General features: G+C 56.9%; 21 protein-coding genes and 1 tRNA gene. 11 read left to right on the top strand and 11 right to left on the bottom strand.

Annotation, left to right across the window (positions count from 1 at the left end):
• Positions 1-18: 18 nt before the first annotated feature.
• The 8 genes from ACR0NM_RS01740 to ACR0NM_RS01705 all read right to left on the bottom strand — a co-directional run bounded on the left by ACR0NM_RS01740 (position 19) and on the right by ACR0NM_RS01705 (position 9,997).
• Positions 19-1,002, bottom strand: coding sequence for a carbohydrate kinase family protein (locus tag ACR0NM_RS01740; protein ID WP_480612934.1), 984 nt, complete (start codon positions 1,000-1,002; stop codon positions 19-21).
• A gap of 60 nt (positions 1,003-1,062) precedes the next feature.
• Positions 1,063-2,130, bottom strand: a complete 1,068-nt coding sequence (locus ACR0NM_RS01735; protein ID WP_480612932.1) for a substrate-binding domain-containing protein — start codon at positions 2,128-2,130, stop codon at positions 1,063-1,065.
• 83 nt (positions 2,131-2,213) lie between these two features.
• Positions 2,214-3,374 carry a sugar ABC transporter permease gene (locus tag ACR0NM_RS01730; RefSeq protein ID WP_217354249.1) on the bottom strand — a complete coding sequence of 387 codons (1,161 nt, stop codon included), beginning with the start codon at positions 3,372-3,374 and terminating at the stop codon, positions 2,214-2,216.
• Between the two features lie 12 nt (positions 3,375-3,386).
• Positions 3,387-4,919: a sugar ABC transporter ATP-binding protein gene (locus ACR0NM_RS01725; RefSeq protein ID WP_480612930.1), complete on the bottom strand. Its 1,533-nt coding sequence runs from the start codon at positions 4,917-4,919 to the stop codon at positions 3,387-3,389.
• 167 nt (positions 4,920-5,086) lie between these two features.
• Positions 5,087-6,136, bottom strand: a complete 1,050-nt coding sequence (locus ACR0NM_RS01720) for a sugar ABC transporter substrate-binding protein (RefSeq protein WP_480612928.1) — start codon at positions 6,134-6,136, stop codon at positions 5,087-5,089.
• A gap of 577 nt (positions 6,137-6,713) precedes the next feature.
• Positions 6,714-8,192: a phage terminase large subunit gene (terL, locus tag ACR0NM_RS01715; protein ID WP_480612926.1), complete on the bottom strand. Its 1,479-nt coding sequence runs from the start codon at positions 8,190-8,192 to the stop codon at positions 6,714-6,716.
• Positions 8,179-8,610 carry a DUF5681 domain-containing protein gene (locus ACR0NM_RS01710; protein WP_480612924.1) on the bottom strand — a complete coding sequence of 144 codons (432 nt, stop codon included), beginning with the start codon at positions 8,608-8,610 and terminating at the stop codon, positions 8,179-8,181. The genes terL and ACR0NM_RS01710 overlap by 14 nt, the downstream gene beginning before the upstream one ends.
• Positions 8,603-9,997, bottom strand: coding sequence for a site-specific DNA-methyltransferase (locus tag ACR0NM_RS01705; protein ID WP_480612922.1), 1,395 nt, complete (start codon positions 9,995-9,997; stop codon positions 8,603-8,605). Before ACR0NM_RS01705 ends, ACR0NM_RS01710 begins: the two co-directional genes overlap by 8 nt.
• Before the next feature lie 463 nt (positions 9,998-10,460).
• Between ACR0NM_RS01705 and ACR0NM_RS01700 the strand changes: the two genes are divergently transcribed.
• The 3 genes from ACR0NM_RS01700 to ACR0NM_RS01690 are packed head-to-tail and all read left to right on the top strand — an operon-like array spanning position 10,461 to position 12,780.
• Complete coding sequence (locus ACR0NM_RS01700; RefSeq protein WP_480612920.1) at positions 10,461-10,691, top strand: DUF3489 domain-containing protein; 231 nt, start codon at positions 10,461-10,463, stop codon at positions 10,689-10,691.
• Positions 10,688-11,104 (top strand): DUF2924 domain-containing protein, encoded by a 417-nt coding sequence (locus ACR0NM_RS01695; RefSeq protein WP_480612918.1) that lies wholly within the window; start codon positions 10,688-10,690, stop codon positions 11,102-11,104. Before ACR0NM_RS01700 ends, ACR0NM_RS01695 begins: the two co-directional genes overlap by 4 nt.
• A complete protein-coding gene (locus tag ACR0NM_RS01690; RefSeq protein WP_480612916.1) occupies positions 11,101-12,780 on the top strand; it encodes a recombinase family protein in 1,680 nt (559 codons plus the stop codon). The genes ACR0NM_RS01695 and ACR0NM_RS01690 overlap by 4 nt, the downstream gene beginning before the upstream one ends.
• Before the next feature lie 374 nt (positions 12,781-13,154).
• On the opposite strand, the gene ACR0NM_RS01685 is transcribed toward ACR0NM_RS01690, so the two are convergent.
• Positions 13,155-13,244 (bottom strand) — tRNA-Ser (locus tag ACR0NM_RS01685).
• 204 nt (positions 13,245-13,448) lie between these two features.
• On the opposite strand from ACR0NM_RS01685, the gene ACR0NM_RS01680 reads away from it, so the two are divergent.
• The 8 genes from ACR0NM_RS01680 (at position 13,449) to ACR0NM_RS01645 (ending at position 21,032) form a co-directional block, all read left to right on the top strand.
• Complete coding sequence (locus ACR0NM_RS01680) at positions 13,449-14,762, top strand: SPOR domain-containing protein (RefSeq protein WP_170396990.1); 1,314 nt, start codon at positions 13,449-13,451, stop codon at positions 14,760-14,762.
• 18 nt (positions 14,763-14,780) lie between these two features.
• A complete protein-coding gene (locus ACR0NM_RS01675) occupies positions 14,781-15,947 on the top strand; it encodes a D-alanyl-D-alanine carboxypeptidase family protein (protein ID WP_170396992.1) in 1,167 nt (388 codons plus the stop codon).
• Complete coding sequence (tmk, locus tag ACR0NM_RS01670; protein WP_480612914.1) at positions 15,944-16,570, top strand: dTMP kinase; 627 nt, start codon at positions 15,944-15,946, stop codon at positions 16,568-16,570. Before ACR0NM_RS01675 ends, tmk begins: the two co-directional genes overlap by 4 nt.
• A gap of 7 nt (positions 16,571-16,577) precedes the next feature.
• A complete protein-coding gene (locus ACR0NM_RS01665) occupies positions 16,578-17,696 on the top strand; it encodes a DNA polymerase III subunit delta' (RefSeq protein WP_480612912.1) in 1,119 nt (372 codons plus the stop codon).
• Entirely contained in the window at positions 17,696-18,502 is an 807-nt protein-coding gene (locus tag ACR0NM_RS01660; protein ID WP_480612910.1) for a TatD family hydrolase, read from the top strand. The genes ACR0NM_RS01665 and ACR0NM_RS01660 overlap by 1 nt, the downstream gene beginning before the upstream one ends.
• Complete coding sequence (locus ACR0NM_RS01655; RefSeq protein ID WP_170511617.1) at positions 18,499-19,296, top strand: MBL fold metallo-hydrolase; 798 nt, start codon at positions 18,499-18,501, stop codon at positions 19,294-19,296. The genes ACR0NM_RS01660 and ACR0NM_RS01655 overlap by 4 nt, the downstream gene beginning before the upstream one ends.
• Positions 19,297-19,340: 44 nt before the next feature.
• Positions 19,341-20,273, top strand: coding sequence for an AEC family transporter (locus tag ACR0NM_RS01650; RefSeq protein ID WP_170424079.1), 933 nt, complete (start codon positions 19,341-19,343; stop codon positions 20,271-20,273).
• A 72-nt stretch (positions 20,274-20,345) separates the two neighbouring features.
• On the top strand, positions 20,346-21,032 hold the full coding sequence (locus ACR0NM_RS01645) for a CbiX/SirB N-terminal domain-containing protein (RefSeq protein WP_170564972.1): 687 nt from the start codon (positions 20,346-20,348) through the stop codon (positions 21,030-21,032).
• A gap of 24 nt (positions 21,033-21,056) precedes the next feature.
• Here ACR0NM_RS01645 and ACR0NM_RS01640 read toward each other — a convergent pair whose 3' ends face one another.
• Positions 21,057-22,055: a diguanylate cyclase domain-containing protein gene (locus tag ACR0NM_RS01640; RefSeq protein ID WP_480612908.1), complete on the bottom strand. Its 999-nt coding sequence runs from the start codon at positions 22,053-22,055 to the stop codon at positions 21,057-21,059.
• Positions 22,052-22,639, bottom strand: a complete 588-nt coding sequence (locus ACR0NM_RS01635) for a heme NO-binding domain-containing protein (RefSeq protein ID WP_170424083.1) — start codon at positions 22,637-22,639, stop codon at positions 22,052-22,054. Before ACR0NM_RS01635 ends, ACR0NM_RS01640 begins: the two co-directional genes overlap by 4 nt.
• Positions 22,640-22,673: the final 34 nt, after the last annotated feature.

Here is a 22,673-nt window from a genome sequence, read left to right as displayed (position 1 = left end):
GGTGATATTTCGGGTAATTCAGTCGCCGTAGGTTTCGGCAATCTGACGTTCGGTTTCTTCCAGTGATCCGTAGACATCCAACTCGCTGCTCGAGCAGCGCTGCGCCCCGGCACAGTTGCCGAACTGGCAGGCTTTGACGAAATCGCGTGTCTTGAGGTAGCCAAAGGCCAAGCCACCAGCAAAGCTGTCACCGCAACCGGTGGTGTCGACTACATCCTCGACAAGCACCCGCTTGACCAGATGTTCCCGCATCCGTCCATTCGCGTCCTTGTGGTAGACGGCGCAGCCGTGTTGATCCAGCGTGACGTAGAGCGCCTTGACACCCAGATCCAGGCAGTGTTGGGCGAACTTGGGCAACTGGTCCATCGTGAGTTCGCTTATTTCCTGCAACTCGTCAGAACCGTATTCTCCCTTGAACCAACTGCATTGAGCCTCCTCCAAATTCATCTTTAGAAGGTCGATATGCGGAAGCCAGCGATCTCGGTCGATCCAAAATTTATGATACCGTTCACCATGTGCTGAACACCCGCTGGTGGGACCATGTGCATCAAATACAACCAGACCATCGCTGTTGGCCTTGATGTATCGGATCGTTTCCAACGGAACCTCGAAATCCGTGATCGGAACGAAAACGAAAGCCTCGCAATCCATCAGGTCTTCGATGTCGTCGGGCAGGATCGGGTTCATGAAACCCGTTTGCTTTTCGTTGCGATGGTTCTGATCGACGTAGACCAGATCGATCACCGCGCCCTGATCGGCGTCGCCTGTAACATGGCTGACATCCAGATACGGAAACTCAGACAGCAAGTTGCGAACATTGTCGACGTCCGACCTGCGCACATGGCTGACGACGTTGATCCGCGAACCCGGACCGGCCAGCGAGGACATACAGACCGCTGTATAGACCGCGCAGCCAAATTTATTGAATTTCTCACCCTGATAGCTGGTGATATTGTCCCTTGGGATCGGGCCAAGGACTGCGACATTGATCTTGTCAGACATTTCGGTCCCTTGCTTTTATTCGCTGTATTGTCGACGGGCGTATGCGTGATTATAGCAGCTTCAGTTCCGATAGATCTGTTCGCTGGTATAGAACCCGCCGTCGATCACCGTGCTGTCGATCGTATCTTTTGACACTGCGAAGACAGGGGTGATAACCGTCGGGATTTCCGCGAAACCATTGTCGATCAGCGTATGCTCACCGATCAGTTCGCTGATTTCGGCATCCGGAGACTGCGCTATTTTCACGGCAATATCCGCCGCCTCATAGGCCAGAGGCTTGATTTGCTTCCAGATTTCCAGCGCCTGTATGTCATTGGCGACCATTTGGACATTCTTCAGATCAGCATCTGACCCGGCAACAAAGACCTGATCAGCCGATGCCAGATCCTCATCCGACAATGCTGCCAGGACTCCAAAGGCAAGCCCGCTGTTGTTGGCGATGAACGCATCGATGTCGTTGTCATATTCGACCAGTAGGTTCTCGGCAGTGTCTCTGGCCATATCGGGAGACCAGTCTACATGGCTTCGATCCGCAACAAGCTCGAGCCCAGGATGATCGGCAATCACTTTCAGCACACCACTGCTGAGCGCTTCGGCATTGGCATCACCGGGCTGGCCCCGGATCAGGGCGACGCGGCCTTTGACCTCTCCGCGGGTGTCGTTCAGCCAGTCGACCATTGCTTCGGCCTGTAACTGCCCGACGGTCCAGCTGTCCTGCATGACCATGACGTCAAGCGGTCCGTCCTGTAGCATCGAGTCGTATCCGACCACTTTGACGCCTTGATCGTGAGCCAGATCAACCAGCGCACCGGCAGTTGCTGTGTTGACGGGTTGCAGAACCAGAACGTCCACCCCCAATTCCAGCATTTCCTCAACCTGCTGCAACTGACGCAATGGATCATTGCCGCTGCTGTCAAAGATCACATTTGCGCCTTGGGATTCCGCGCGTGCGATGAACAGGGATTTGTCTGTCTGGTACCTGTCTTCCTGCATGGTCTTGAGCAGGAACCCGATTGTAGCGTTGTTCTGCGCTGCCGCGATCATTGGCAGCGATGCGGATAGAAGGCCGGCCAAACCCAAAGCTCTGAGGCCGTTTGTGCGTAAGGTTGCTAAAATGGACTGGACCATCGCTTACCTCCCAACTGTCATTCAAGTTTTCGGGGATTTTGGCGGTGCCCCCGGTGTATGTGACCGGGGGCAGGCCTGCAGCTTTATTTTTTCTGCATTACATCGAACCAGACGGCGAGAATGATGATCAGGCCCTTGATGATCAACTGATAGAACGTAACCACACCAAGCAGGCTCATGCCGTTGTTCAGGACACCGATCAGTAGGGCTCCGATGATGGTTCCACTCACCTTGCCAGAACCACCCGCCAGGCTGGTACCGCCGATAACAACCGCTGCAATCGCATCAAGCTCAAACATGGTTCCAAGGTTGGGAGAGGCACCGTTCAGACGCGAGGCCAGGATGATACCAGCCAGCGCCGACAGAACCGAAATGACCGTATAGACAATCATCTTGGTGCGGACGACGTTGATGCCGGACAGGCGAGCCGCATCCTCGTTTCCGCCAAGCGCATAGAGGCGTCGACCAAAGCGGGTGCTGTTCAGCGTATAGATCCCGGCAAACGCAATGACTGCAAAGATCGCAACAGGCACGGGGATCCCTTTGTAGCTGGTGAACACGTGGAAGGCCAAAGCAAACCCGCCGATCATTACGGCCCCGTTGACCAACAGTTCCTGCATATTCACTTCGACGCCATGCGCCTTGCTTTGCTGAACATCCCGGAAGATCGAATAAACAGCAAGCGCAGCACACACGATCAGCACGATACTGGACATCATCGGCGGGATATAAGCCCCACCAATCAATGGGAACACATTACTCGTTACCGGGACAGAACTGCCGTTGGTCAGGGTTAGTGCCAGACCGCGTGCGATGGTCAGCATTCCAAGGGTTATTATGAATGGGGGTATGTTGAACTTGGCTATCCAAAACCCGTTCCACAGACCTATTCCAACACCCACGATCAAAAGGGTTGCAGGTACCGCCAATATGGTCGGCACGCCCCATTGCATCATGAGCGTACAGACGACCGCTGATAACCCGACGACAGAGCCAACGGATAGGTCAATGCCCGCAATCAGAATGACCATGGTCATGCCCACGGCAATGATCCCGATGATGGTAACCTGACGGGACAGGTTGCTAAGGTTCCTCGCGGTGAAAAACGCGTCGTCGGCAAAGCTGAGCCCAACGACAAGCACGATCAACGCAATTAGCGTCGCGTTGTCCTTTATGAAGTTTATCAGGTGGTTTTCCTTGGCGCCATTGACGCCAACACCTGCAACGTTGCTGTCAGCACTCATTTGCTTCCTCCCTTATGCGCTGCCGGTGGCATACGCCATGATTGCTTCTTTCTTCGCGTCGTCCCGTTCAAAGTTCGACACGATCTCGCCTTCGCACATCACCAGAATCCGGTCGCACATGCCCAAAACCTCGGGCAGTTCCGATGAGATCATGATGACGGTGACACCCTGCTGGACCAGCTCGTTCAGCAGCTTGTAAATCTCGACCTTGGCACCGATATCGATCCCACGTGTGGGTTCATCCAGAATGAACACATCCGGGCGTGAATTCAGCCACTTACCCAGAATGACCTTCTGCTGATTGCCGCCGCTGAGTGTACCGATAACGGTGTCAATCGACGGTGTTTTAACGCCCAACTGGTCGACATATTCCTTAACGATTTTGCGCTCCTGCTGGGTGTTGATAATGCCCAGAACCTTTGAACTGATCGTCTCAAGCGAGGAAATCGTCGTGTTGAAGGAAATGGATTTGTCCAAAAACAGCCCCAAAGCCTTACGATCTTCGGTCAGCAGCGCGATGCCGGCATCAATGGCGTCCTTCGGCGATTTGATGTCCAGCTTTTGCCCGTTCAGCTTCACTTCACCGGTGGTCTGGTCCGGATAAGCACCGAATACACCGCCAACCAGTTCGGTCCGGCCAGCGCCCATTAGCCCGGAGATGCCCAATATCTCGCCTTTGCGGGCAACGAAGCTGGCGTTCTTGACCAGATAGCTGCCAGGCAGGTCGGGGTTTGTGACGGACAGATCGTTGACCTCCAAAGTCACCTCACCCGGTGTGAAATCGACCTTGGGGAACATATCTTTGATGTCGCGTCCGACCATTCGGGCGATGATCTGATCAAGCGTGATATCCGCGATAGGCGTGACGTCACCGATGGTCTGGCCATCGCGCAGAACCGCAATCCGGTCGGCGATCTGCTCAATCTCTTCCATTTTGTGCGAAATGTAGCACATACAGACGCCGTCGGCTTTCAGCTTGCGGATGATACGGAAGAGATCCTTGACCTCTTTATCCGTCAGCGCCGATGTCGGTTCGTCTAACACCAGTATCTCTGCCTTGAGCGACAAAGCTTTGGCAATCTCAACCATCTGTTGTTTGCCCACAGTGATGTTCTGCACCAGATCGGTCGGGCGAATGTCATTGATGCCCAGTTCGGTCAGCAGCTTCTGGGTTTCGGCAAAGGTCTGGTTCCAGTTGATCCTGCCCTTGGCATCGGTGAACTGGCGATCCAGAAAGATGTTTTCGGCGACAGACAAACCGGGGATCAGGTTGAGTTCCTGGTAGATGATACCGATGCCTGCTGCCTCGGCCTCTTTTGTATTCGCGAATCGGACCTTTTCGCCGCGCAAATAGATATCGCCTTCGTAGGTCGGATAGGGCCAAACTCCACTGAGCACTTTCATCAACGTGGATTTGCCCGCTCCGTTTTCTCCCATCAACGCCAGGAGCTCGCCCGAGCGGGCTTCGAAATTGACATTGTTCAGGGCGCGGACACCGGGAAAATCCTTGATGATACCCTGCATTTTCAGGACGACTTCAGACATGCTTTTTCCCATCACATTCAGAAAGGTATTTCGGACGTTCCCCACCCTGACCGGCAGTTTCTCCGTGACGGGTTAAGGAAGGAGGGCACCATGAAGCCGCGCGCGGGGAGTACACGCATAGGGAGCCAGATGGCGAAACGCCCTCCTTCAGGAAAAGGTCCCGAGGATCAGTTCCCGTAGACTTCTTCCTTGGAGTAGAAGCCGCCAGCGATGATCGTGTCATCGATGTTGTCCTGTGTCACAAGCGTGATCGGGGTCACGATTGTTGGCACATCGGTGAAGCCGTTGTTGATAACCTTGTCCACCTCGACCAGATCAGCAGGAGCAGTGTCCGGCGCTTTAGCCAACGCCACTGCAACTTCTGCCGCGGTTTCCGCAAGTGGATCGATCTGTTTCCAAATTTCTACAGCCTGCTTGCCTTGCGCCACGTATTGGATGTTTGCCAGGTCAGCATCGGATCCGGCTACAAATACTTTGTCTGATGACGCCAGCCCCTGTGCTTCCAATGCCGCGATAACACCACGGGCCATGCCGCTGTTGTTGGCGATAAACGCGTCGATGCTGTTGCTGTTCGAAGTCAGCGTGTTCTCAGCAGTCGCCATGGCCTTTTCCGAGGACCAACCTTCATGCGCCTGATTTGTTACCAGTTCTAACCCCGGGTTCGCTTCGACAATCTCCAACACACCGCTGCTCATGGCAATCGCGTTGGAGTCGCCGGGTTGACCTTGAATCAGGGCGACCTTGCCGGACACCTCTCCGTTCTTCTCCTGCAGCCATTCGACCATGGCTTCGCCTTGCAGGCGACCCACAGCCCAGCTGTCTTGCATCACCATCGCATCCAGCGGCCCGTCCACGAGCATCGAGTCATACCCGACAACGCGCACACCTTCGCTGTTTGCCATGCTGACCATGCTACCGGCGGTACCGGTGTTCACAGGCTGCAAAACGATGACGTTCGCACCCTTGGCGAGCATATTTTCAAATTTCGCCAGCTGGGTCAGCTCGTCGTTGTTCGCTGAATCAAAGATGACTTCGGCGCCCAGTTCCTCGGCTTTCGCAGTAAACGCGGCGCGGTCACGCTTGTAGCGCTCTTCCTGCATGGTTTTCAGCAGAAAGCCAATTTTGACATCGCCTGCATACGCTGTCCCGGCAGTTAGTGCGACAGCGGCGACAGAAAGCAAGGCGGCTCTACGGGTAATGGTCTGCAACAGGGACATATTTCCTCCAGTGTATGTTCCTTGGCTGCCGGGCAATTGGGTCGGCAACGCGAAATGCTTCGTAAATTGTGCTGGGTGCCGGCTAACCGGTGATAACAAGCGTCAATCCCAAAGCGATAACGCTAACATAACGCTGCAAAGTAAGGGGAGAATTTGTATATTTAGACAGCATATATATTCACAACCCCGCTGAGAACACGGCGTCCAAAAGGATTTTACATATTTAACAAAACCATAATAGGTTGCCGCCCACTTATCGAAATCGTTGAAATCTCTTGGATAGGCCGCGACAGAGTTGTGCCGTAATCGCGAAGCGGGTTGCAAAGCCGCGAAATCGGCAATCAAACATCCTGATTAGGTAGCCAGGCCGACAACGTCTGGTGTTTCCTCTGTTGGCGCGCTCCAGCGGACCTATACGCCAATTCATGCAACCGCTGTCGAATGGCCGCTAACCAAGAATGCGAATGGCTATTTCGCGAGAGTAGCGAAGGTCTGCTTTCCGCCCTTCGGGCCCAATGGCCAAGGATTCGCTGGGCGGTTCAAGCTCGACGATCGGCGTCTAACCTAGCTTTCTGTTCTACCGTCGCCTAACCCTCTCGCGGTTACGCTCCCGACGTTCGATGTTGATCTGGTGATCGCGACCCAGCGCCCGGTAGAAGCCTAGTCCCTTGGACCAGTTCAGAAAATGGGCAAAGCTGTCGACCTGATCGTCTTTGCGCCCGCGTGGAAAGGACTGCAGCTCCCGCTTGAAAGTCCGCAGCCAGGGCGCGTCTACAGGCAGATACACCTTGCCCTCTTCGACAGGGCCGCAAGCGGACTGGAACCGGGTTTCCTTGTCTTTGTCGGGTTTAATGCGTTCGTATCGCCGACGGTCATCACGAAACAGCTCGTCCAATAGCGGTTTGCCTGAGGCAGCATCCTCGATCAGAACACGATCGGGATCCCAACGGCCGACAAGCTGCAGCGCCTTAGCTTTCAGGTCTGGGTAGTCCACCTGCCCACGCCAGACGTCGACAAGGTACCACGCATTTTCGCGGAACCCCCATGTTGTACAGACCGAGAAGTCGGACCGGGGATCCGCAGACATGCCTGTATCCCAGCTTTGAACGACCAGTTGGAACCAGCGACGATCTTCGAGGATCTCATAGGTGCCAAACCACTCCCAGCGCAGGGGTGACCCGTCTGGAGCAATGGGGTTCTGCTGATACTGGCAATTGAACACGGCTGCGCCCATTTCACGACGCTTGGTATCCAGCGTGTTCTGGTCCAGGCGCGACGGGCACAGGAGATCACCCGGTTTGCGGTGCATGACCCTTCCATGCCCAAGAGGCACCGTCTCATGGTCTTCGGCGATGGCAGGCAGATTTAGGTGCCGATAGGTCCCGCGTTCCAGCAGGTAGCCCGGCGGGTCCATCTCGTGCAACCGCTGTGCAACCATAACCACACGCCCCTCAGCCGGGTTGTCAAAGCGCGATAGCAAGGTCCCCTCAATGAACTCCTGCGCCTTGATCAGTTCGGCCTCGGAGCCCGCATCACCCGCTTTCAGCAGATCATCGATGATGATGTAATCAGCACCATGACCAGTCACAGAACTGCCGATGGAGACAGCCTTACGGCTGCCTCCCTTTGTGGTGCGGATTTCTTCTGAGGTGTTGCCCTTTTTAGCCAAGACCGTTTCAGGGAACATTTCCCGGTACCAGCGTGCAGACATGATCCGACGACAATCTTCGGAATGTTTGCGCGCCAGATCCAGCCCATAGCTGGCAACGATGATCTTGGCGCTGGGGTTATGCCCCAGAAGATAAGCGACATATGCAACAGCCACGGTGACCGATTTCAGGCACCGGGGCGGAATGTTGATAATCAACCGCTTGTTCTCGCCGATGCGTACGTTGTCCAACTCATGGCACATGGCCCGCACATGCCAGGCCGGATCAAAGCCGTGGTCAGTCCCTTGATGCAGCGTGTCAAACACACGCCACACGAAGGGAAAGAAATTGTCCCGGCAAACCTCGCGCGCAACTTGCCGGACCATTTTTGGATCAGGAGCCGTCATCTTCCGCCTCCTCATCTTCCGGACCGCCGTCACCATCCGGGTGACTGGAAAAGAAATCCCGGAGGATGTCATAGTCGACAGCGTCCGGCTCAACCGCACGGACGCTTTCTTGCGCGTCCAATTCACTTGTGTTGAACAGATCTGTGTCCAGCTTCAGCAGCGCCATCAACAATTTCGTGTCGCCCTTCAACGCGCCAGCCGTGAGCCGCTTGGCAATCGCCTCCGCCTTGGAAATCCGGATTTCGTGGCTGCCTTCGCGAACCGTAATCTTGGTTTCCAATTCGCGTTTCAAGCTGGCATTCACCCCTTTGGCACCTTTCGGCCGTCCTTTCGGATTGCCGGATCGGCCTTTTTTGAACCGGGTTGCTTTAGGTGGTTTGCCGTAGCCGACCTCGTAATCCTTCGTATCGTCAGACATGATCCGCCTCCTGCTTCGAGGTGGTGTCGCTGGCAGCAAAACACTCATCGAACGTCTGGCCTGTCACAGAATGCACGGCGTTCTCACCGGTCATCTCCTGCCAACGGCGGATGGCGACATCGACATAAACCGGGTCGAGCTCAATCAGCCGCGCCCGGCGCCCGGTTTTCTCAGCTGCCAGCAAGGTCGCGCCGGACCCGCCAAAGGCGTCCAGCACAACATCGCCGCGCTGGCTCACATCCATCATGGCATCTGCCACCAAGGCTGTCGGCTTCACTGTGGGATGATCGGCAAGATCCGCCTCACGTCCTGCCCCAAAGCTGTTCACACCGGCATAATCCCAGACATTGGTCCGGTTGCGCCCGTGTTTGCCCAGCTCGACATTGTTGATATGCGGCGCACCGGGCTTCTTAAAGATGCAAACCAGCTCGTGCTTGGAGCGGTAAAGGCTGCCCATGCCTCCGTTAGATTTATTCCAAACGCAGAGGTTGATGAGATCAAAGCCGCCTGCCTTGCCCGCCGCAATCAGTTCTTCGATGTGACGCCAGTCCATACAGATCATCGCAATGCCCCCGCCCGGCAAGCAGTCAAACAGCCGGTTGTTCACGTCCGAGAGAAAGCCACGGAACTCACTGTCCGACATTTCTCCTGACGCCATGGCAAATTCGCGGTGATCGCCGCCGGTGCCGCAACGGACATGCCCATTGACCGGCACATTGTAAGGAGGATCAGTGAACACCATCTGCGGGGTCTCGCCATCCAGCAGCATCTCGTAGCTCTGGGCTTGCAGGGCATCCCCGCAGAAGATGCGATGATCTCCGAGAACCCAGAGGTCGCCCGGCTGCGTGATGACAGGTACCGCAGGGTTCGGCGTCTCAACAGATTCCGCTTCCGTCTCTGTGGCCTGGCCCGCACTATCGATGATGATGTCGATCTCCGGTGTTTCGAACCCGGTGATGTCCAGATCAAAGTCCAGCTCGCCATCAAGGCTGAGATCCATCAGCTCGGCAAATTCGATCTGCAGCGCCGCTTTGTTCCAGTCGGACAATTCCGCCAGCTTGTTATCCGCGATGCGCAGGGCGCGTACTTCAGCATCTGACAAGTGATCCGCGACAACCGTCGGCACAGACGTCAACCCCAGAGCCTTGGCGGCCTCATAGCGGCCATGACCCGCGATGATTGTGCCCGAACCATCCAACAGGATCGGGGTGACAAAGCCAAACTTGGCCACCGACGCTTTGAGCTTGTCGATATTCTTGGCCGCGTGCACGCGGTTGTTGTTGGCGTAAGGCTTGATCTGGCTGACCTGGGATTGGATGACTTTGTCCGCCATCCAGATCGGCGTGTTGGACGCCTTGGCGTCGTTGTGTGTTTTCTTGGCAGACATAGCCGCCTCCTTTCGTTTGACGCTCGTTAGCGTCGACAAGAAAGGATCGTGTTGGGAATTCGGAGAGAGCACGATTAACAACTCTCCGGACCAATCGATCCGGTTCGTTGCCCCTTCGAATGCTCTCGGTCTTATCCGCTTCAAAAAATGCGGCGCCGAATGCTGCCTGGGAGATGTATCCACCTCCCCGTGGGACCTTGTCCCTTGCAGGGCTGGCTAGAATCTATGCGCGGGCTTTTGCAATTGCAACCCCCAAGCAAAAAGTAACCAATTAAGATTGTTGACGAATAATCGGGGGTTCAGCAGCAACGCCCGGCATAACACAGCCCTCTTCGGATTGCCCAAGAAAGAGCTGGACTGTTGCTGTGAACCACGCATCACTGAACCCACGCCCGCGCCATTCGGGCGCTCCTCAGTACCGGGGTTCGGCATCTCGCTGACCCCAGATCAGAGGAGACGATACATGTCCAAATCCAAACCAACCAAAATTGACAAGGTGCAAGCCTTGTTGCGTCGCCCGAGTGGCGCCAGCCTTGAGGCGCTCTGCAAAGCAACGGGATGGCAGCCTCATTCGGTCCGAGCGGCATTGAGTGAGTTACGGAAGAAAGGCGCGACGATTGAACGGCGGGCATCCGACAAACCAAAAGGACCATCCACGTATCACCTGACGGCGGGACCTGGAGAAGCGTCATGACCAAGACGAGCGATGTCGCCGATCTCGCCGCCATGGGTCGATCGGATCTGGTCACGCTTTGGCAACAACTGTTTCATCAACCCGCACCCGCCATGCTCAGCCAACCCTTCCTGCGCCGTTTCATTGCCTTTGAGATGCAGTCCCACCGTCATGGCGGGCTACCCCGGCAGGTCAAAGCCACGCTGGAAAAGGGCTCTGAGAAGAAACCCCGGCCGACATGCCCTGCCCTAAAACCCGGTGGGCGCCTGCTGCGCGAGTGGAATAGCGTGACCCATGTAGTCGACGTTACAGAAGACGGCTTTGTCTGGAACAGTCGGTCCTATCGCTCACTCTCGGCCATCGCCCGAGAGATAACCGGCGCGCATTGGTCAGGGCCGCGTTTTTTCGGGCTCACCGGAAAGATCGCCAAATGAGCCCGCGCCGTAAAATCCGATGCGCCATCTATACGCGCAAGTCGTCCGAGGATGGGTTGGACCAGGACTTCAATTCACTAGATGCGCAATATGAAGCCTGCGCGGCCTATGTCGCCAGCCAGCGACATGAAGGCTGGACCCTACTGCCCGGGCGCTACGATGACGGCGGCCTGTCGGGCGGAACCCTAGAGCGCCCTGCCCTGCAGCGCCTTCTTGAAGAGATCGATGCCGGGCGTATTGACATGGTGGTGGTTTACAAGATTGACCGGCTGACCCGGTCGCTTGCCGACTTCTCGAAGCTGGTCGAACGGCTGGAACAGGCGAACTGTTCCTTTGTCTCGGTTACACAGGCCTTCAATACCTCCTCATCCATGGGCCGGCTGACCCTGAACGTGCTGTTGTCTTTTGCTCAGTTTGAACGGGAAGTCACCACCGAACGTATCCGCGACAAAATCGCGGCGTCTAAGAAAAAAGGGCTTTGGATGGGTGGCAACCTGCCTCTCGGCTATGACCGCCACCCCGATCCAAAAGCAAGAACGCTTGTGGTGAATGAGGAGGAGGCCAGAACGGTCCGGCATCTCTTTGGGCTTTATGACGAGCTGGGTTGCCTGCGCAAAGTAGAAGAACGGGCAACAACAGACGACCTGCGGTCAAAACGGGTTGTTCGGACAGATGGCAGCGTGAAGGGGGATTGTCCGCTGTCACGGGGTCAAATCTATTACCTGCTGCGCAACCCGGTTTATCTCGGCAAAATTCGCCACAAGGATAAGATCTGGGACGGACAACATCCGGCGATCATCGACCAGGACATCTGGGACCGGGTGCAAGAGAAGATGCGGCAGGCCTCTAATCGTTCCCGGGCACGCGGCGGCTCCGATGCGCGCCAACACTCCACTGACCCCGCGGCCTGGCTCACCGGTCTGCTGCAGGACGAAACTGGTGATCGGTTGACTCCAACCCACACGACGCGCACAGGCCGACGGTTGCGCTACTATGTCTCCAACAGACTGATCTCGGGCGGAAAGGATATCTCCGGCTGGCGACTGCCCGGCCCAGCGCTGGAAAACGCGGTCATTGATGTCATCGTCAGACATCTGCAAGACGCCGCAATCACGCATCGAGTTCTGGCACAGCCGGAGGCCGGGTCAGCGGAGGCAATTCAGACTTCAGTTGCGGATTTAGTAATCCGGCTTCAAGGCCAAGGCGGTCAGGTCGGCGCTGCTCTTCTGGCCAAAGGCAAAATTGAACCAGGTCAGATCGACCTCGAATTGAACCCCAAAACTCTGGCAAGCGCAGTTGGCATGGCTGCGGACCATCTGCACCCGGATCTCACCCACGTCACCGCATCTTTCGGTCTGCGCCGCCGCGGCGTCGAGGCCAAGGTCATCGCCGGAGATATGGCACCCCAATCTGATCCCCACCTCCGGTCCATGCTGATCCGCGCCCATGGCTGGGCGCGCGATCTAAAAGCCGGAGTTCAACTGATGGAGATCGCACGCCGCGAAAGCGTCCCTGGCGCCTTCCTCCGCACCCGCGCCCAGCTCGCCTTTCTCTCCCCGAAGATTCAGGCTGCGATTCTCGACGGCACACAGCCGCCCGAACTCACGCTTAAGCGTCTGGTCAGCGTGACCCACCCACTTGATTGGTCGGAACAGGAACGCCTGTTCGGCTTTTAATAGCTTCAGTCATGCTTCCCTGATGCAGGGTTCGCCCTCCCTGATCCGGCGGAACAACTCCCTGTTCCGACGAGAGAATTCCCTGTTCCACGTTTTAGGGAATTTGCAACATAAACCTCTGAAAAACATACAGTTCCGACAGGTGAAATGACGGATCTCAGACCTGTTTCGCGAAAATTCCCTGTAAATTGCGGGTTATCAGGGAAATCTGGCCCAAAGCGACCCCGCTAAAATGCGCCACTGAGACTGGGGCCGGAATTGTCCTCTGAATGTACAGTCTGCTCCGTCTCTGATTGAAAGCACGCGCGCCAACTCGCGGGAATTGCGGAACAATTCCGGGTCAGAAAATACCACTGAAGTGAGACAGGTATGAGTGGCGGGGAGACAGGGATTCGAACCCTGGGAACGCTCTCACGTTCAACGGTTTTCAAGACCGCCGCATTCGACCACTCTGCCACCTCCCCGCGTGAGGCTGGGTCTATGACGAGTTGAGCGCGGTGGCAAGCCATAAAGCGGGAAATCTTGCCGAAGCGAATGTAGCAGTCTTTCCATGGCCCGATGCCCGCGCTATGATCTGCGGGAAAGACCGCACAAGACTGGCAACAAGAACCAGCAATGACGCGGTGGGGCGCGGCCGGAATGGCCTTGTCAGGCAAGGGATTGAGAAAATGGAGCGAGCTACGGGCACACGCTTTGGGCCACAACGGCTGGCAATTTTGGTCGTGACCATGGCAGCATTGGCTGGATGCGAAGAAGGGCTACTTACTACAGAGGACCCGCCTGAGGATACGGCCGCCGAAGATGCGGACAACACAAACCGGTTCGAACTGTTCCCCGAGGCTGCCGCGACCAATCAGCGCGATGTTGAAGCCCCCGAGGTTTTTCAGGTCACCGAAGCAGGGTTGTGGGACGGGCGGCCATCGCTGGGTGGTATCTGGGTGGCGCATCCCAATGTGACTCAACCCGAACGGGTGCTGATCAAGAATACAGCCAACAACAAATCGGTAACGGGTGCACTGTTCCGCCGTGAGCGGAATTTGCCGGGACCCGCGCTGCAGGTCTCGTCATCCGCTGCCGAGCAATTGGGAATGCTGGCTGGTGCTCCAACCAGGGTGCAGGTTGTCGCGTTGCGACGTGAGGCTATTGAAGAACCCCCTGCACCTGTCGCCGCGGAACCTGCCGAAGAGACAGATAGTGCAGAGAGTTCGGAAACAACCGACACCGCAGAAGCGTCAGAAACGGGCGCTGCTGAAAAGCCTCAAAAGCGGAAATGGTGGCAGAAAAAGCCAAGCACCGAAGCAGCGACCGGAGCTGCGGTCGTTGCCGGGGCTGCCGTTGTTGCATCGTCGGATGAAGATGCGCCCAGTGCAGAAGCCCCGACCAATGCAGAAGCACCGACCAGTGAATTGGCCGCGAATGAGGCCCCAGCCCCAGAGAAACCGGCCAAACGCAAATGGTGGCAGAAAAAGCCAAGCGACGAGACTGCAGTCGCAGCAGCTGGCGCAGCAACCGCAGCGGCTGCCGAGACCGAATCCCCTTCGTCAGAAACACAGACGGCAGCATTGTCGGATCCCGAACTGACGGCACCGGCTGAAAAACCGGCCAAGCGCAAGTGGTGGCAAAAGAAAGACCCTAACGCAATCACCGAAACGCCTCTGGACCCGATTGCCGGAGCGGCAGCGGCCATCGAGGCCTCTGAACCAACGGCGGCGGCACCAGCGACGGCGAGTGCTGCGACGACAAGTGGGTTGGCAAAACCTTTTGTTCAGGCGGGCACATTCAGCGTAGAATCCAACGCCAAGAGCGCGGCGGACAAGATCCGGCGCAATGGCATGGCTGCCGAAGTCATGGAACTGAAAAGCGAGGACAAGTCGGTCTGGCGCGTTTTGGTTGGACCCGTTGCAACCCGCGCGGAACGCCGGGCGATGTTGAACGATGTGAAAGACCTTGGGTTTACCGATGCTTTCACGGCGAAGAACTGATCAAACAGGAGGCCCATGATGCTTTCCGCTTTGCGATCCACCACACTGGCCCTCGGGTTGGCGCTGTTGGCACTGCCCGCCCATGCCTTCGACACCACCGCGCGTGCGGCTTATGTGATGGACCAGAAAACCGGCACTGTGCTGTTGTCTAAAGACGCCGATCAGCCTCTGCCTCCAGCGTCCATGTCGAAACTCATGACGCTTTATGTGGCGTTTGAAGCCTTGCGCGATGGCCGTTTGACGCTGGACGAAACTTTGCCCGTCTCGGAGCATGCGATGAGCTATGGCGGCTCGACCATGTTCCTGAACACGCAGGATCGTGTCCGGGTCGAGGATCTTTTGCGCGGGATCATCGTGCTTTCGGGCAATGACGCCTGTGTCGTGATCGCCGAAGCGCTCAGCCCCGACGGAAGCGAAGCCGGATTCGCCCGTTTCATGACTCAGCGGGCGCAGCAGATGGGCATGAACAACTCGAACTTTGCCAATTCCAACGGCTGGCCTGCTGCTGGGCACATGATGTCAGTGCACGATCTGGCAGTTCTGGCCGACCGGCTGATCACCGATTTCCCCGAGTACTATCCCCTGTTTGCCGAAGAAGAGTTCGAATTCGATGGCCGAGCGCCCTCGAACGCGCGAAACCGCAATCCGCTGCTGAAGCTGGATATCGGGGCCGATGGCCTCAAGACGGGCCATACTCAAGAGGCAGGATATGGTTTGGTCGGTTCTGCCAAACAAGGCGACCGACGGGTTGTCTTTGTTCTTTCAGGGCTCGACAGCACTGCCAAGCGCGCAGAGGAGGCTGAGGCCGTGGTTAACTGGTCGTTTCGAAATTTTGTCGAGAGGACAGTTGCCAAATCAGAAGAACCGGTAGCCCAGGCCAAGCTTTGGATGGGGGCGGAAAAGACTGTGGGATTGGTGCCCGAGGGTGATCTGACCTTGCTGTTCCCCGTTTTGGGCGACAAGGACATCAAGGCCGAGGTTGTCTATGACGGCCCTATCAACGCACCGGTCAGCAAAGGCCAGCAATTGGCCGAGCTTGTGATCCAACCCGAGGGATTGCCCGAAATCCGCCGCCCGCTGGTTGCGGAAAAGGATGTTCCCTTGGGCGGGTTTGTCGTGCGTATGTTGACCGTGGGTGGCATCGTTCTGAAAGAAGTGATCAACACTCCGCTGGAGCAAATGTGACAGCGCGCGGAACGTTTCTGACCTTCGAAGGCATTGACGGATCAGGCAAATCCACGCAGGCCCGCCTGCTGGCCGAGCACTTACGCCGTCAAGGCCGCGACGTCGTTCTGACGCGCGAACCCGGCGGATCGGACGGGGCCGAGGAGATCCGCAGCCTTGTGCTGCAGGGCGATCCGGATCGCTGGTCGGCCGAGACCGAGATTCTGCTGTTCACCGCCGCCCGGCGCGATCATCTTGAACGCACGATCGAACCCGCGCTGGCAGGGGGCAAGGTCGTGATCTGCGATCGCTTCGCCGACAGCACCCGGATGTATCAAGGCCTGTCGCGCGGCGATCTGCGCGGTTTGGTGGATCAGTTGCACAGTTTGATGATCGGTCGAGAACCTGACATGACCTTGCTGATCGACATGGACCCGGAAACCGGCTTGTCACGCGCCAAGGGACGTCAGGGTGCAGAAGAGCGGTTCGAAGATTTCGGTTTGGATCTTCAACAACAGATGCGGGCAGGATTTCTAGGTCTGGCCCAAGAGTTCTCTGACCGTTTCCGCGTGGTGGACGGCAATCGGGACATGGACAGCGTTGCACGGGATGTGACAGAGATTGTCATGACATCCCTGCGATAGACCAGACATGAGCGACGATACCCCAACCCCGGATCAGGCCCCCGGCGCGCCGCATCCACGCGAAACCCAACGGATTTTCGGGCAGGATGCGGCACAGCAGGCGTTTCTGACCGCATATAACTCGGACCGGCTGCACCACGGCTGGTTGCTAACGGGGCCACGCGGCGTGGGCAAGGCGACCCTTGCCTGGCGTATTGCGCAGTTCTTACTGGCCACGCCACCGGCGGATGACGGCGGGTTGTTTGGTGCTCCTCCTGCGCCTAAGACGTTAGGCATCGACCCGGACCACCCCGTCGCTCACCGAATCCAGGCGGGGGCCGAGCCCGGCCTTGCCGCAATCGCCCGGTCCGTCAACGATCAGGGACGGCTGCGCAACGAAATCGTTGTCGATGATATCCGCAAACTGGGGAAGTTCTTCGGCCTGTCCTCTGCCGATGGTGGTCGCCGGGTCGTCATCGTGGATTCAGCAGATGAAATGAATGTCAGCGCGGCCAATGCGCTGCTGAAGATGCTCGAAGAGCCGCCAGCGCGCACAACGCTGCTGCTGATTTCACACCAACCTTCCCGCCTGCTGCCGACCATCAGGTCGCGTTGCCGCACGCTGCGGCTTTCGCCCCTTGGCACCGATGACATGCAGGCTGCGCTGACACAGACCGGCACTGAAATCTCTGGACAGGCCGAGCATTTGGCAGCCCTTGCCGCCGGGTCCGTGGGCGATGCCGTTCGCTTGATCAATCTCGACGGGCTGGAACTTTATGCCGAGCTGATTGCCATTCTGGGCACCCTGCCCCGGCTTGACCGGCAGCGCGCCCTGAAACTGGCAGAAACGGCTGCTCAACGGGGGGCTGCAGAACGGTTTGATCTGCTGCTTTCGCTGATCGACGTGGTGCTCTCGCGGCTGGCTCTGACTGGTGCGACAGGTGCCGCCCCGATACCCGAGGCCGCCCCGAATGAGGCCGAAACTCTGTCGCGCCTCTCCAACTCGCCGCACAAAGCCCGCCAATGGGCCGAGGTCGCCGCCCTGATCACGGCGCGCGCGCGGCATGGGCAGGCGGTGAACCTTGACCCTGCCTCGCTTGTCCTAGATACGGTGTTCAAGATACAGGAAACCGCCGGTCACAGCTGATGAGCCTCACCCCCGAAATTACCGACAGCCACTGCCATCTGGATTTCCCGGATTTTGACGGTCAAATGGATGACATCATCGCCCGCGCTGCCGAGGCCGGCGTGACCCGTATGGTGACCATCTGCACCCGGCTGCGTCACGAACCCGCTGTGCGCGCCATCGCCGAGGCCCACACCCCAGTCTTCTACGCCGCAGGCACCCACCCGATGAGCGCTGCTGATGAACCGATGGCCACAGTCGATGAATTGGTCGCATTGGCCAAGCATCCGAAATTTGTGGGCATTGGGGAAAGCGGCCTTGATTATCACTACACGGCCGAGTCGGCGGATGTGCAGAAACAATCACTGCGCATTCATATCGAGGCCGCTCAGCGCACTGGCCTGCCCCTGATCATCCACGCGCGCGCTGCTGATGACGACATGGCCCGCATTCTGGCTGAAGAGCATCGCAATGCGCCCTATTCCTGCGTCATGCATTGTTTCTCTTCATCGGCAGAACTGTCACGGGCTGCGCTTGATCTAGACTTTTACCTGTCCATGTCCGGGATTACAGCTTTCCCCAAAAGCCAGGAACTGCGCGATATCTTCGCTGCGGCCCCTGTTGACCGAATTCTGGTCGAAACCGATGCGCCCTATCTTGCCCCCCCACCATATCGCGGTAAACGGAATGAGCCCGCCTATACCGCACACACCGCCCGTAAAGGGGCTGAAGTCTTCGGATTGGATTACGCAGATTTCGCCGCAAAAACGCAGGCCAATTTTGATCGGCTCTTCACTAAAGCCGCCACATACAAGGCGGCTGCATGAGCGAGCTGCGCCTGACAATTCTGGGCTGCGGGTCATCCGGTGGCGTCCCCCGTCTCGGGGGACATTGGGGCGATTGTGATCCGGAAAACCCGAAAAACCAGCGTCGGCGATGCTCGTTACTGGTCGAACGGGACGGGCCGGACGGGACTACTTCGGTTCTGATCGACACCTCACCTGATATGCGTAGCCAATTGCTGGACACCGGGACGGGGCGATTGGACGGTGTCGTCTACACGCATTCCCACGCCGACCACATGAATGGGATCGACGATCTGCGGATGATCGTTTTCAATATGAAAACCCGCGTCCCCGTCTGGGCCGATGGTGACACGCAGAACGATCTGCTCAGCCGGTTTGGCTATGCCTTCGTTCAGCCCGAGGGATCGCCCTATCCGCCCATACTCGACCTCAAAACAATCAATGGGCCGTTCGAAATTTCCGGCCCTGGTGGCACGATCCCACTTCGGCCATTTCGCGTGAACCACGGATCGATTGATGCGCTTGGCTTCAGAATGGGAAACATCGTCTATCTGCCTGATGTAGCAGAGCTTTATGATGAGAGCATGACTGAACTGGCGAATCTGGATTGCCTGATTATTGACGCCCTGCGCCGCTCTCCGCATCCGACACATGCCCATCTGGAAAAGACGCTGGAGTGGATCGACCAATTGAAACCAAAACGCGCCGTTTTGACCAACATGCATATCGATCTGGATTATGCGACGGTCGATGCGGAAACACCGGATCATATCACGCCTGCCTATGATGGCATGGTGATCCGGCACGCCCTGTAAGGCATGCTGCTGCACGCGCTTACGATACCCCGTATGGCGCCGCCATGTTACAAAGCCTGATTGATGTCATCCTGCCGGTGTTTCTGGTCATCGGTGCCGGATACACGGCGACGAGGTTCGGCTATTTTCGCGAAACCCATATCGATGGGTTAATGAGTTTCACGCAGAACTTTGCCATTCCCTGCCTACTGTTTCTCGCCATTGCCAATCTCGATCTCGGCACCAGCTTCGATCCTCGGCTTTTGGTCAGTTTCTATTCAGCAGCTGGCCTGTGTTTTGTCGCTGGTATGATCGGTGCGCGCCTGATCTTCGGACGAGCGTGGGAGGATTCGGTTGCTATTGGATTTTGCTGTCTGTTTTCAAACTCGGTCCTCTTGGGGTTGCCTATTACCGAGCGCGCCTATGGGGTCGAAAACCTAGTTGGCAACTTCACAATCATCGCGTTCCACTCACCCTTTTGCTATTGCCTCGGCATCACGGTGATGGAGGTGCTTCGAAACCGCGGCAACGGCGGAGTGCTGATGTTGAAATCCGTGCTGTCGGCCATGTTCAAGAATGCACTCATTCTTGGGATCTCGTTGGGTTTTGTCGTAAACCTCACTGGACTGGCCATACCCGGAGTTGTGGACGAAGCCTTGAACCTGATCACCCGCGCGGCCTTGCCCGGTGCCCTGTTCGCGCTGGGGGGCGTGCTGGTTAAGTACCGACCCGAGGGCGATCTGCGTACCATTATTTTCGTCTGCTGTATCTCATTGATGCTGCACCCGAGCCTGGTTTGGTTCTTCGGGTCATCTCTGGCGTTGCCGCAAGACCTGTTCCGCTCGGGCGTTCTTACCGCAGCGATGGCGCCGGGGATCAATAGCTACATCTTCGCAAACATGTACGGACATGCCAAACGTGTGGCCGCGTCGTCGGTTCTGATCGGAACGACCGCGTCAATATTGACGGTCTGGTTGTGGCTGACCCTCTTGGGATGACGAAAGTGCCGACACAACATTGACTCCGCCTGCCAGCAATACATCTATCGCAGAACCTATCCGGAGCCCTGCATGACACACGCCGTTATCGTCGCCCATGGCCAACCCTCGGACCCTGCACCTGCAGAAGCTGCGCTAGCAGCCTTTGCGCGAGAGGTAGATGAGTTATGTCAACGGGTTTCGGTATCGTCGGCCACATTGGCAGCCCCGCAGGCGTTGGAAAATTGCCTTGATGGATTGACCAGCGACACGGTTATCTACCCCTTATTCATGGCGCGCGGCTGGTTTGTCACCAGCGCTCTGCCAAAGCGGATTGGCCAGCGTTCTGTCACGATTCTGGACCCCATGGGTATCGATCCCGAACTGCCTGCCCTGATTACAGCGGCCATACATCAGGAACTGACGCACAGGGTTTGGAGCGCGGCGGACACAGATCTTGTGATCGCTGCACATGGCTCGGGCCGCAGCGCCAATCCGGCCATTGTCGCAAAGGGTTTCGCCGAGAATCTGGGTCGGCTTACCGCGTTCAATAGCATTCGCACCGGGTTCGTTGAGCAAACCCCATCAATTGCGGACGCCGCCACCGGGTGCGGTGGCAAGGCGCTGTGCCTGCCGTTTTTTGCCTGCACCGGAGGCCATGTTTTGGAAGATGTACCCGAGGAACTTGCCCGCGCCAGCTTTCACGGACACGTAATGCCCGTGATTTCAGAGCTTCCTCAGGTCAAGCGACACATCGCGGCGATGTTGGATACACTTTAGCGAAGCAAAGGGGGGCAACCTGCGTCAACCGGAATGCTGCGCATCCGATAGCTCGCAATAGAAACGGTGGCAGGATCGCCCGCTTCGTTTCGCTGCGTATAAAGCCAGATCGGCGGCATGAAGAATATCTTCGGCCTTGGGCACTTCGAATTGTGTCGAGAGTGCTGTACCAATACTTGCCGATATACGGCAGGTTGCCCCATCGAACTGCATCGGCTTGCACAGGCGTGAAATCAGGCGCCCTGCAATACCATCAAGCTTTGTACGATCGTTCATGCCCTTAAAAATCAAGACAAACTCATCACCCCCGACTCGGGCAACCGTGTCGTCGCTGCGTGTGACGTCCAGCATGATCTTTGCGGCTTGCTGCAGAACATAGTCCCCTGCAGCATGCCCCAATCGATCATTGACCGATTTGAAGAAATCCAGATCCAGATGCATCATTGCAAAACTCGATTTCGACGAAATCAAATGCCCCAGTATATGATCCATCGCGCGTCGATTTTTCAGCCCGGTCAACGTGTCCGTATAGGCTTGTTCTTCTGCCGCCAGCATCGCACCTTGCAGACGCAAGTTCAGCGAGCGTGACGCTTCCATCGCGGCAGAATTTGCCTCGACCAGATACAACAATTCTATGGCCAGATCAGTGCCCGGGAAATCGGTGCTGGTCAGAGAATAGTCGCGTACCGCATCCAGTATCGAAATTCCAAACGACAGGTTGATGACCGCCCCGCAACCGCCAGGAAACGGCGCGATCAGACCTTTGAACGCAGTCTGCGGCCGGTCTTGAAACCTAAGGTGTAGCTTTCGGTCCGGCACCATCATCAGCGCAGCTACTGTCGTGATTGAGCGAGGGCGCACCAGTTCAAAGACATCCAGAAAGCTTTGGCCGACCATAGGCCGATCCGGGCGTAGCTTCTGCAGAGTTGGTCCAACCTGCCCGATCCGCCCCATGTCATCTACAAGGACGAACATCGGACATAAGGTGTCCAGCAACTGTCCAAGATCTGCGGTCTTGATCATGATTTACGTGCCCCAAGATCAAAGTGACGCCCTTCGGCAAACGCGCTTTCGATCAATGTGATTGAAATCAACTCAGCCCCGTTTTGGCACCCTTCATTGGACAGGATCACCAACGCCCCATAGTCATCCGCCATGGCTCGCAGTACACCGGTCATGACGCTGGAATACCCCGGCAAATCAGGAGTGCAATGCAGGTGATATTCCCCGGGCGAGTGTTCCTGCAATTCCAAATCCGGCAATCTCAGATCGGACACAGCAAGGCGGACGCGATCCGACAGATCATCAAGCGAATGCAGAAACTCCAAATAGGTGACCCCGCCAAAACGCAATAACCTGCGTAGATCTTCCATGTTCGAGTGTGAGACCAGATAAGTGCCCAAATCCTCAAGAAATTCGGATTTTGGGCGGTTCAAGTCAGCGCACAAAGCGTCGAGCACTCGGGTCGATATCTCCGTGTCATAGATCAACATCGCCTCGAACTCGTCAAATCCCAGCCCGGCCGTATGAGTCGCGCGCAACCAGCATTGACGCCCGTAGGTGGCGCAGACAAAGGATTGGATCGCCCTGTTGATCAGCCCGTGCATGTGTCGCCTCAGATTGAAAGACACTCTCAAGTGA

This window comes from Ruegeria sp. AF2, assembly GCF_056542025.1.
The sequence above is the reverse complement of the archived record's forward strand: the minus strand, read 5'-3'. Positions and strand labels throughout refer to the sequence as shown.

Coding starts and splice junctions, on each gene's coding strand:
- ACR0NM_RS01735 (WP_480612932.1), bottom strand. CDS start 2,130: ATGGTCCAGTCCATTTTAGCAACCTTACGCACAAACGGCCTCAGAGCT.
- ACR0NM_RS01730 (WP_217354249.1), bottom strand. CDS start 3,374: ATGAGTGCTGACAGCAACGTTGCAGGTGTTGGCGTCAATGGCGCCAAG.
- ACR0NM_RS01660 (WP_480612910.1), top strand. CDS start 17,696: ATGAGCCTCACCCCCGAAATTACCGACAGCCACTGCCATCTGGATTTC.
- ACR0NM_RS01695 (WP_480612918.1), top strand. CDS start 10,688: ATGACCAAGACGAGCGATGTCGCCGATCTCGCCGCCATGGGTCGATCG.
- ACR0NM_RS01725 (WP_480612930.1), bottom strand. CDS start 4,919: ATGTCTGAAGTCGTCCTGAAAATGCAGGGTATCATCAAGGATTTTCCC.
- ACR0NM_RS01720 (WP_480612928.1), bottom strand. CDS start 6,136: ATGTCCCTGTTGCAGACCATTACCCGTAGAGCCGCCTTGCTTTCTGTC.
- ACR0NM_RS01640 (WP_480612908.1), bottom strand. CDS start 22,055: ATGATCAAGACCGCAGATCTTGGACAGTTGCTGGACACCTTATGTCCG.
- ACR0NM_RS01740 (WP_480612934.1), bottom strand. CDS start 1,002: ATGTCTGACAAGATCAATGTCGCAGTCCTTGGCCCGATCCCAAGGGAC.
- ACR0NM_RS01690 (WP_480612916.1), top strand. CDS start 11,101: ATGAGCCCGCGCCGTAAAATCCGATGCGCCATCTATACGCGCAAGTCG.
- ACR0NM_RS01635 (WP_170424083.1), bottom strand. CDS start 22,639: ATGCACGGGCTGATCAACAGGGCGATCCAATCCTTTGTCTGCGCCACC.
- ACR0NM_RS01700 (WP_480612920.1), top strand. CDS start 10,461: ATGTCCAAATCCAAACCAACCAAAATTGACAAGGTGCAAGCCTTGTTG.
- ACR0NM_RS01665 (WP_480612912.1), top strand. CDS start 16,578: ATGAGCGACGATACCCCAACCCCGGATCAGGCCCCCGGCGCGCCGCAT.
- ACR0NM_RS01680 (WP_170396990.1), top strand. CDS start 13,449: ATGGAGCGAGCTACGGGCACACGCTTTGGGCCACAACGGCTGGCAATT.
- terL (WP_480612926.1), bottom strand. CDS start 8,192: ATGACGGCTCCTGATCCAAAAATGGTCCGGCAAGTTGCGCGCGAGGTT.
- ACR0NM_RS01645 (WP_170564972.1), top strand. CDS start 20,346: ATGACACACGCCGTTATCGTCGCCCATGGCCAACCCTCGGACCCTGCA.
- ACR0NM_RS01705 (WP_480612922.1), bottom strand. CDS start 9,997: ATGTCTGCCAAGAAAACACACAACGACGCCAAGGCGTCCAACACGCCG.
- ACR0NM_RS01710 (WP_480612924.1), bottom strand. CDS start 8,610: ATGTCTGACGATACGAAGGATTACGAGGTCGGCTACGGCAAACCACCT.
- ACR0NM_RS01650 (WP_170424079.1), top strand. CDS start 19,341: ATGTTACAAAGCCTGATTGATGTCATCCTGCCGGTGTTTCTGGTCATC.
- ACR0NM_RS01675 (WP_170396992.1), top strand. CDS start 14,781: ATGCTTTCCGCTTTGCGATCCACCACACTGGCCCTCGGGTTGGCGCTG.
- ACR0NM_RS01655 (WP_170511617.1), top strand. CDS start 18,499: ATGAGCGAGCTGCGCCTGACAATTCTGGGCTGCGGGTCATCCGGTGGC.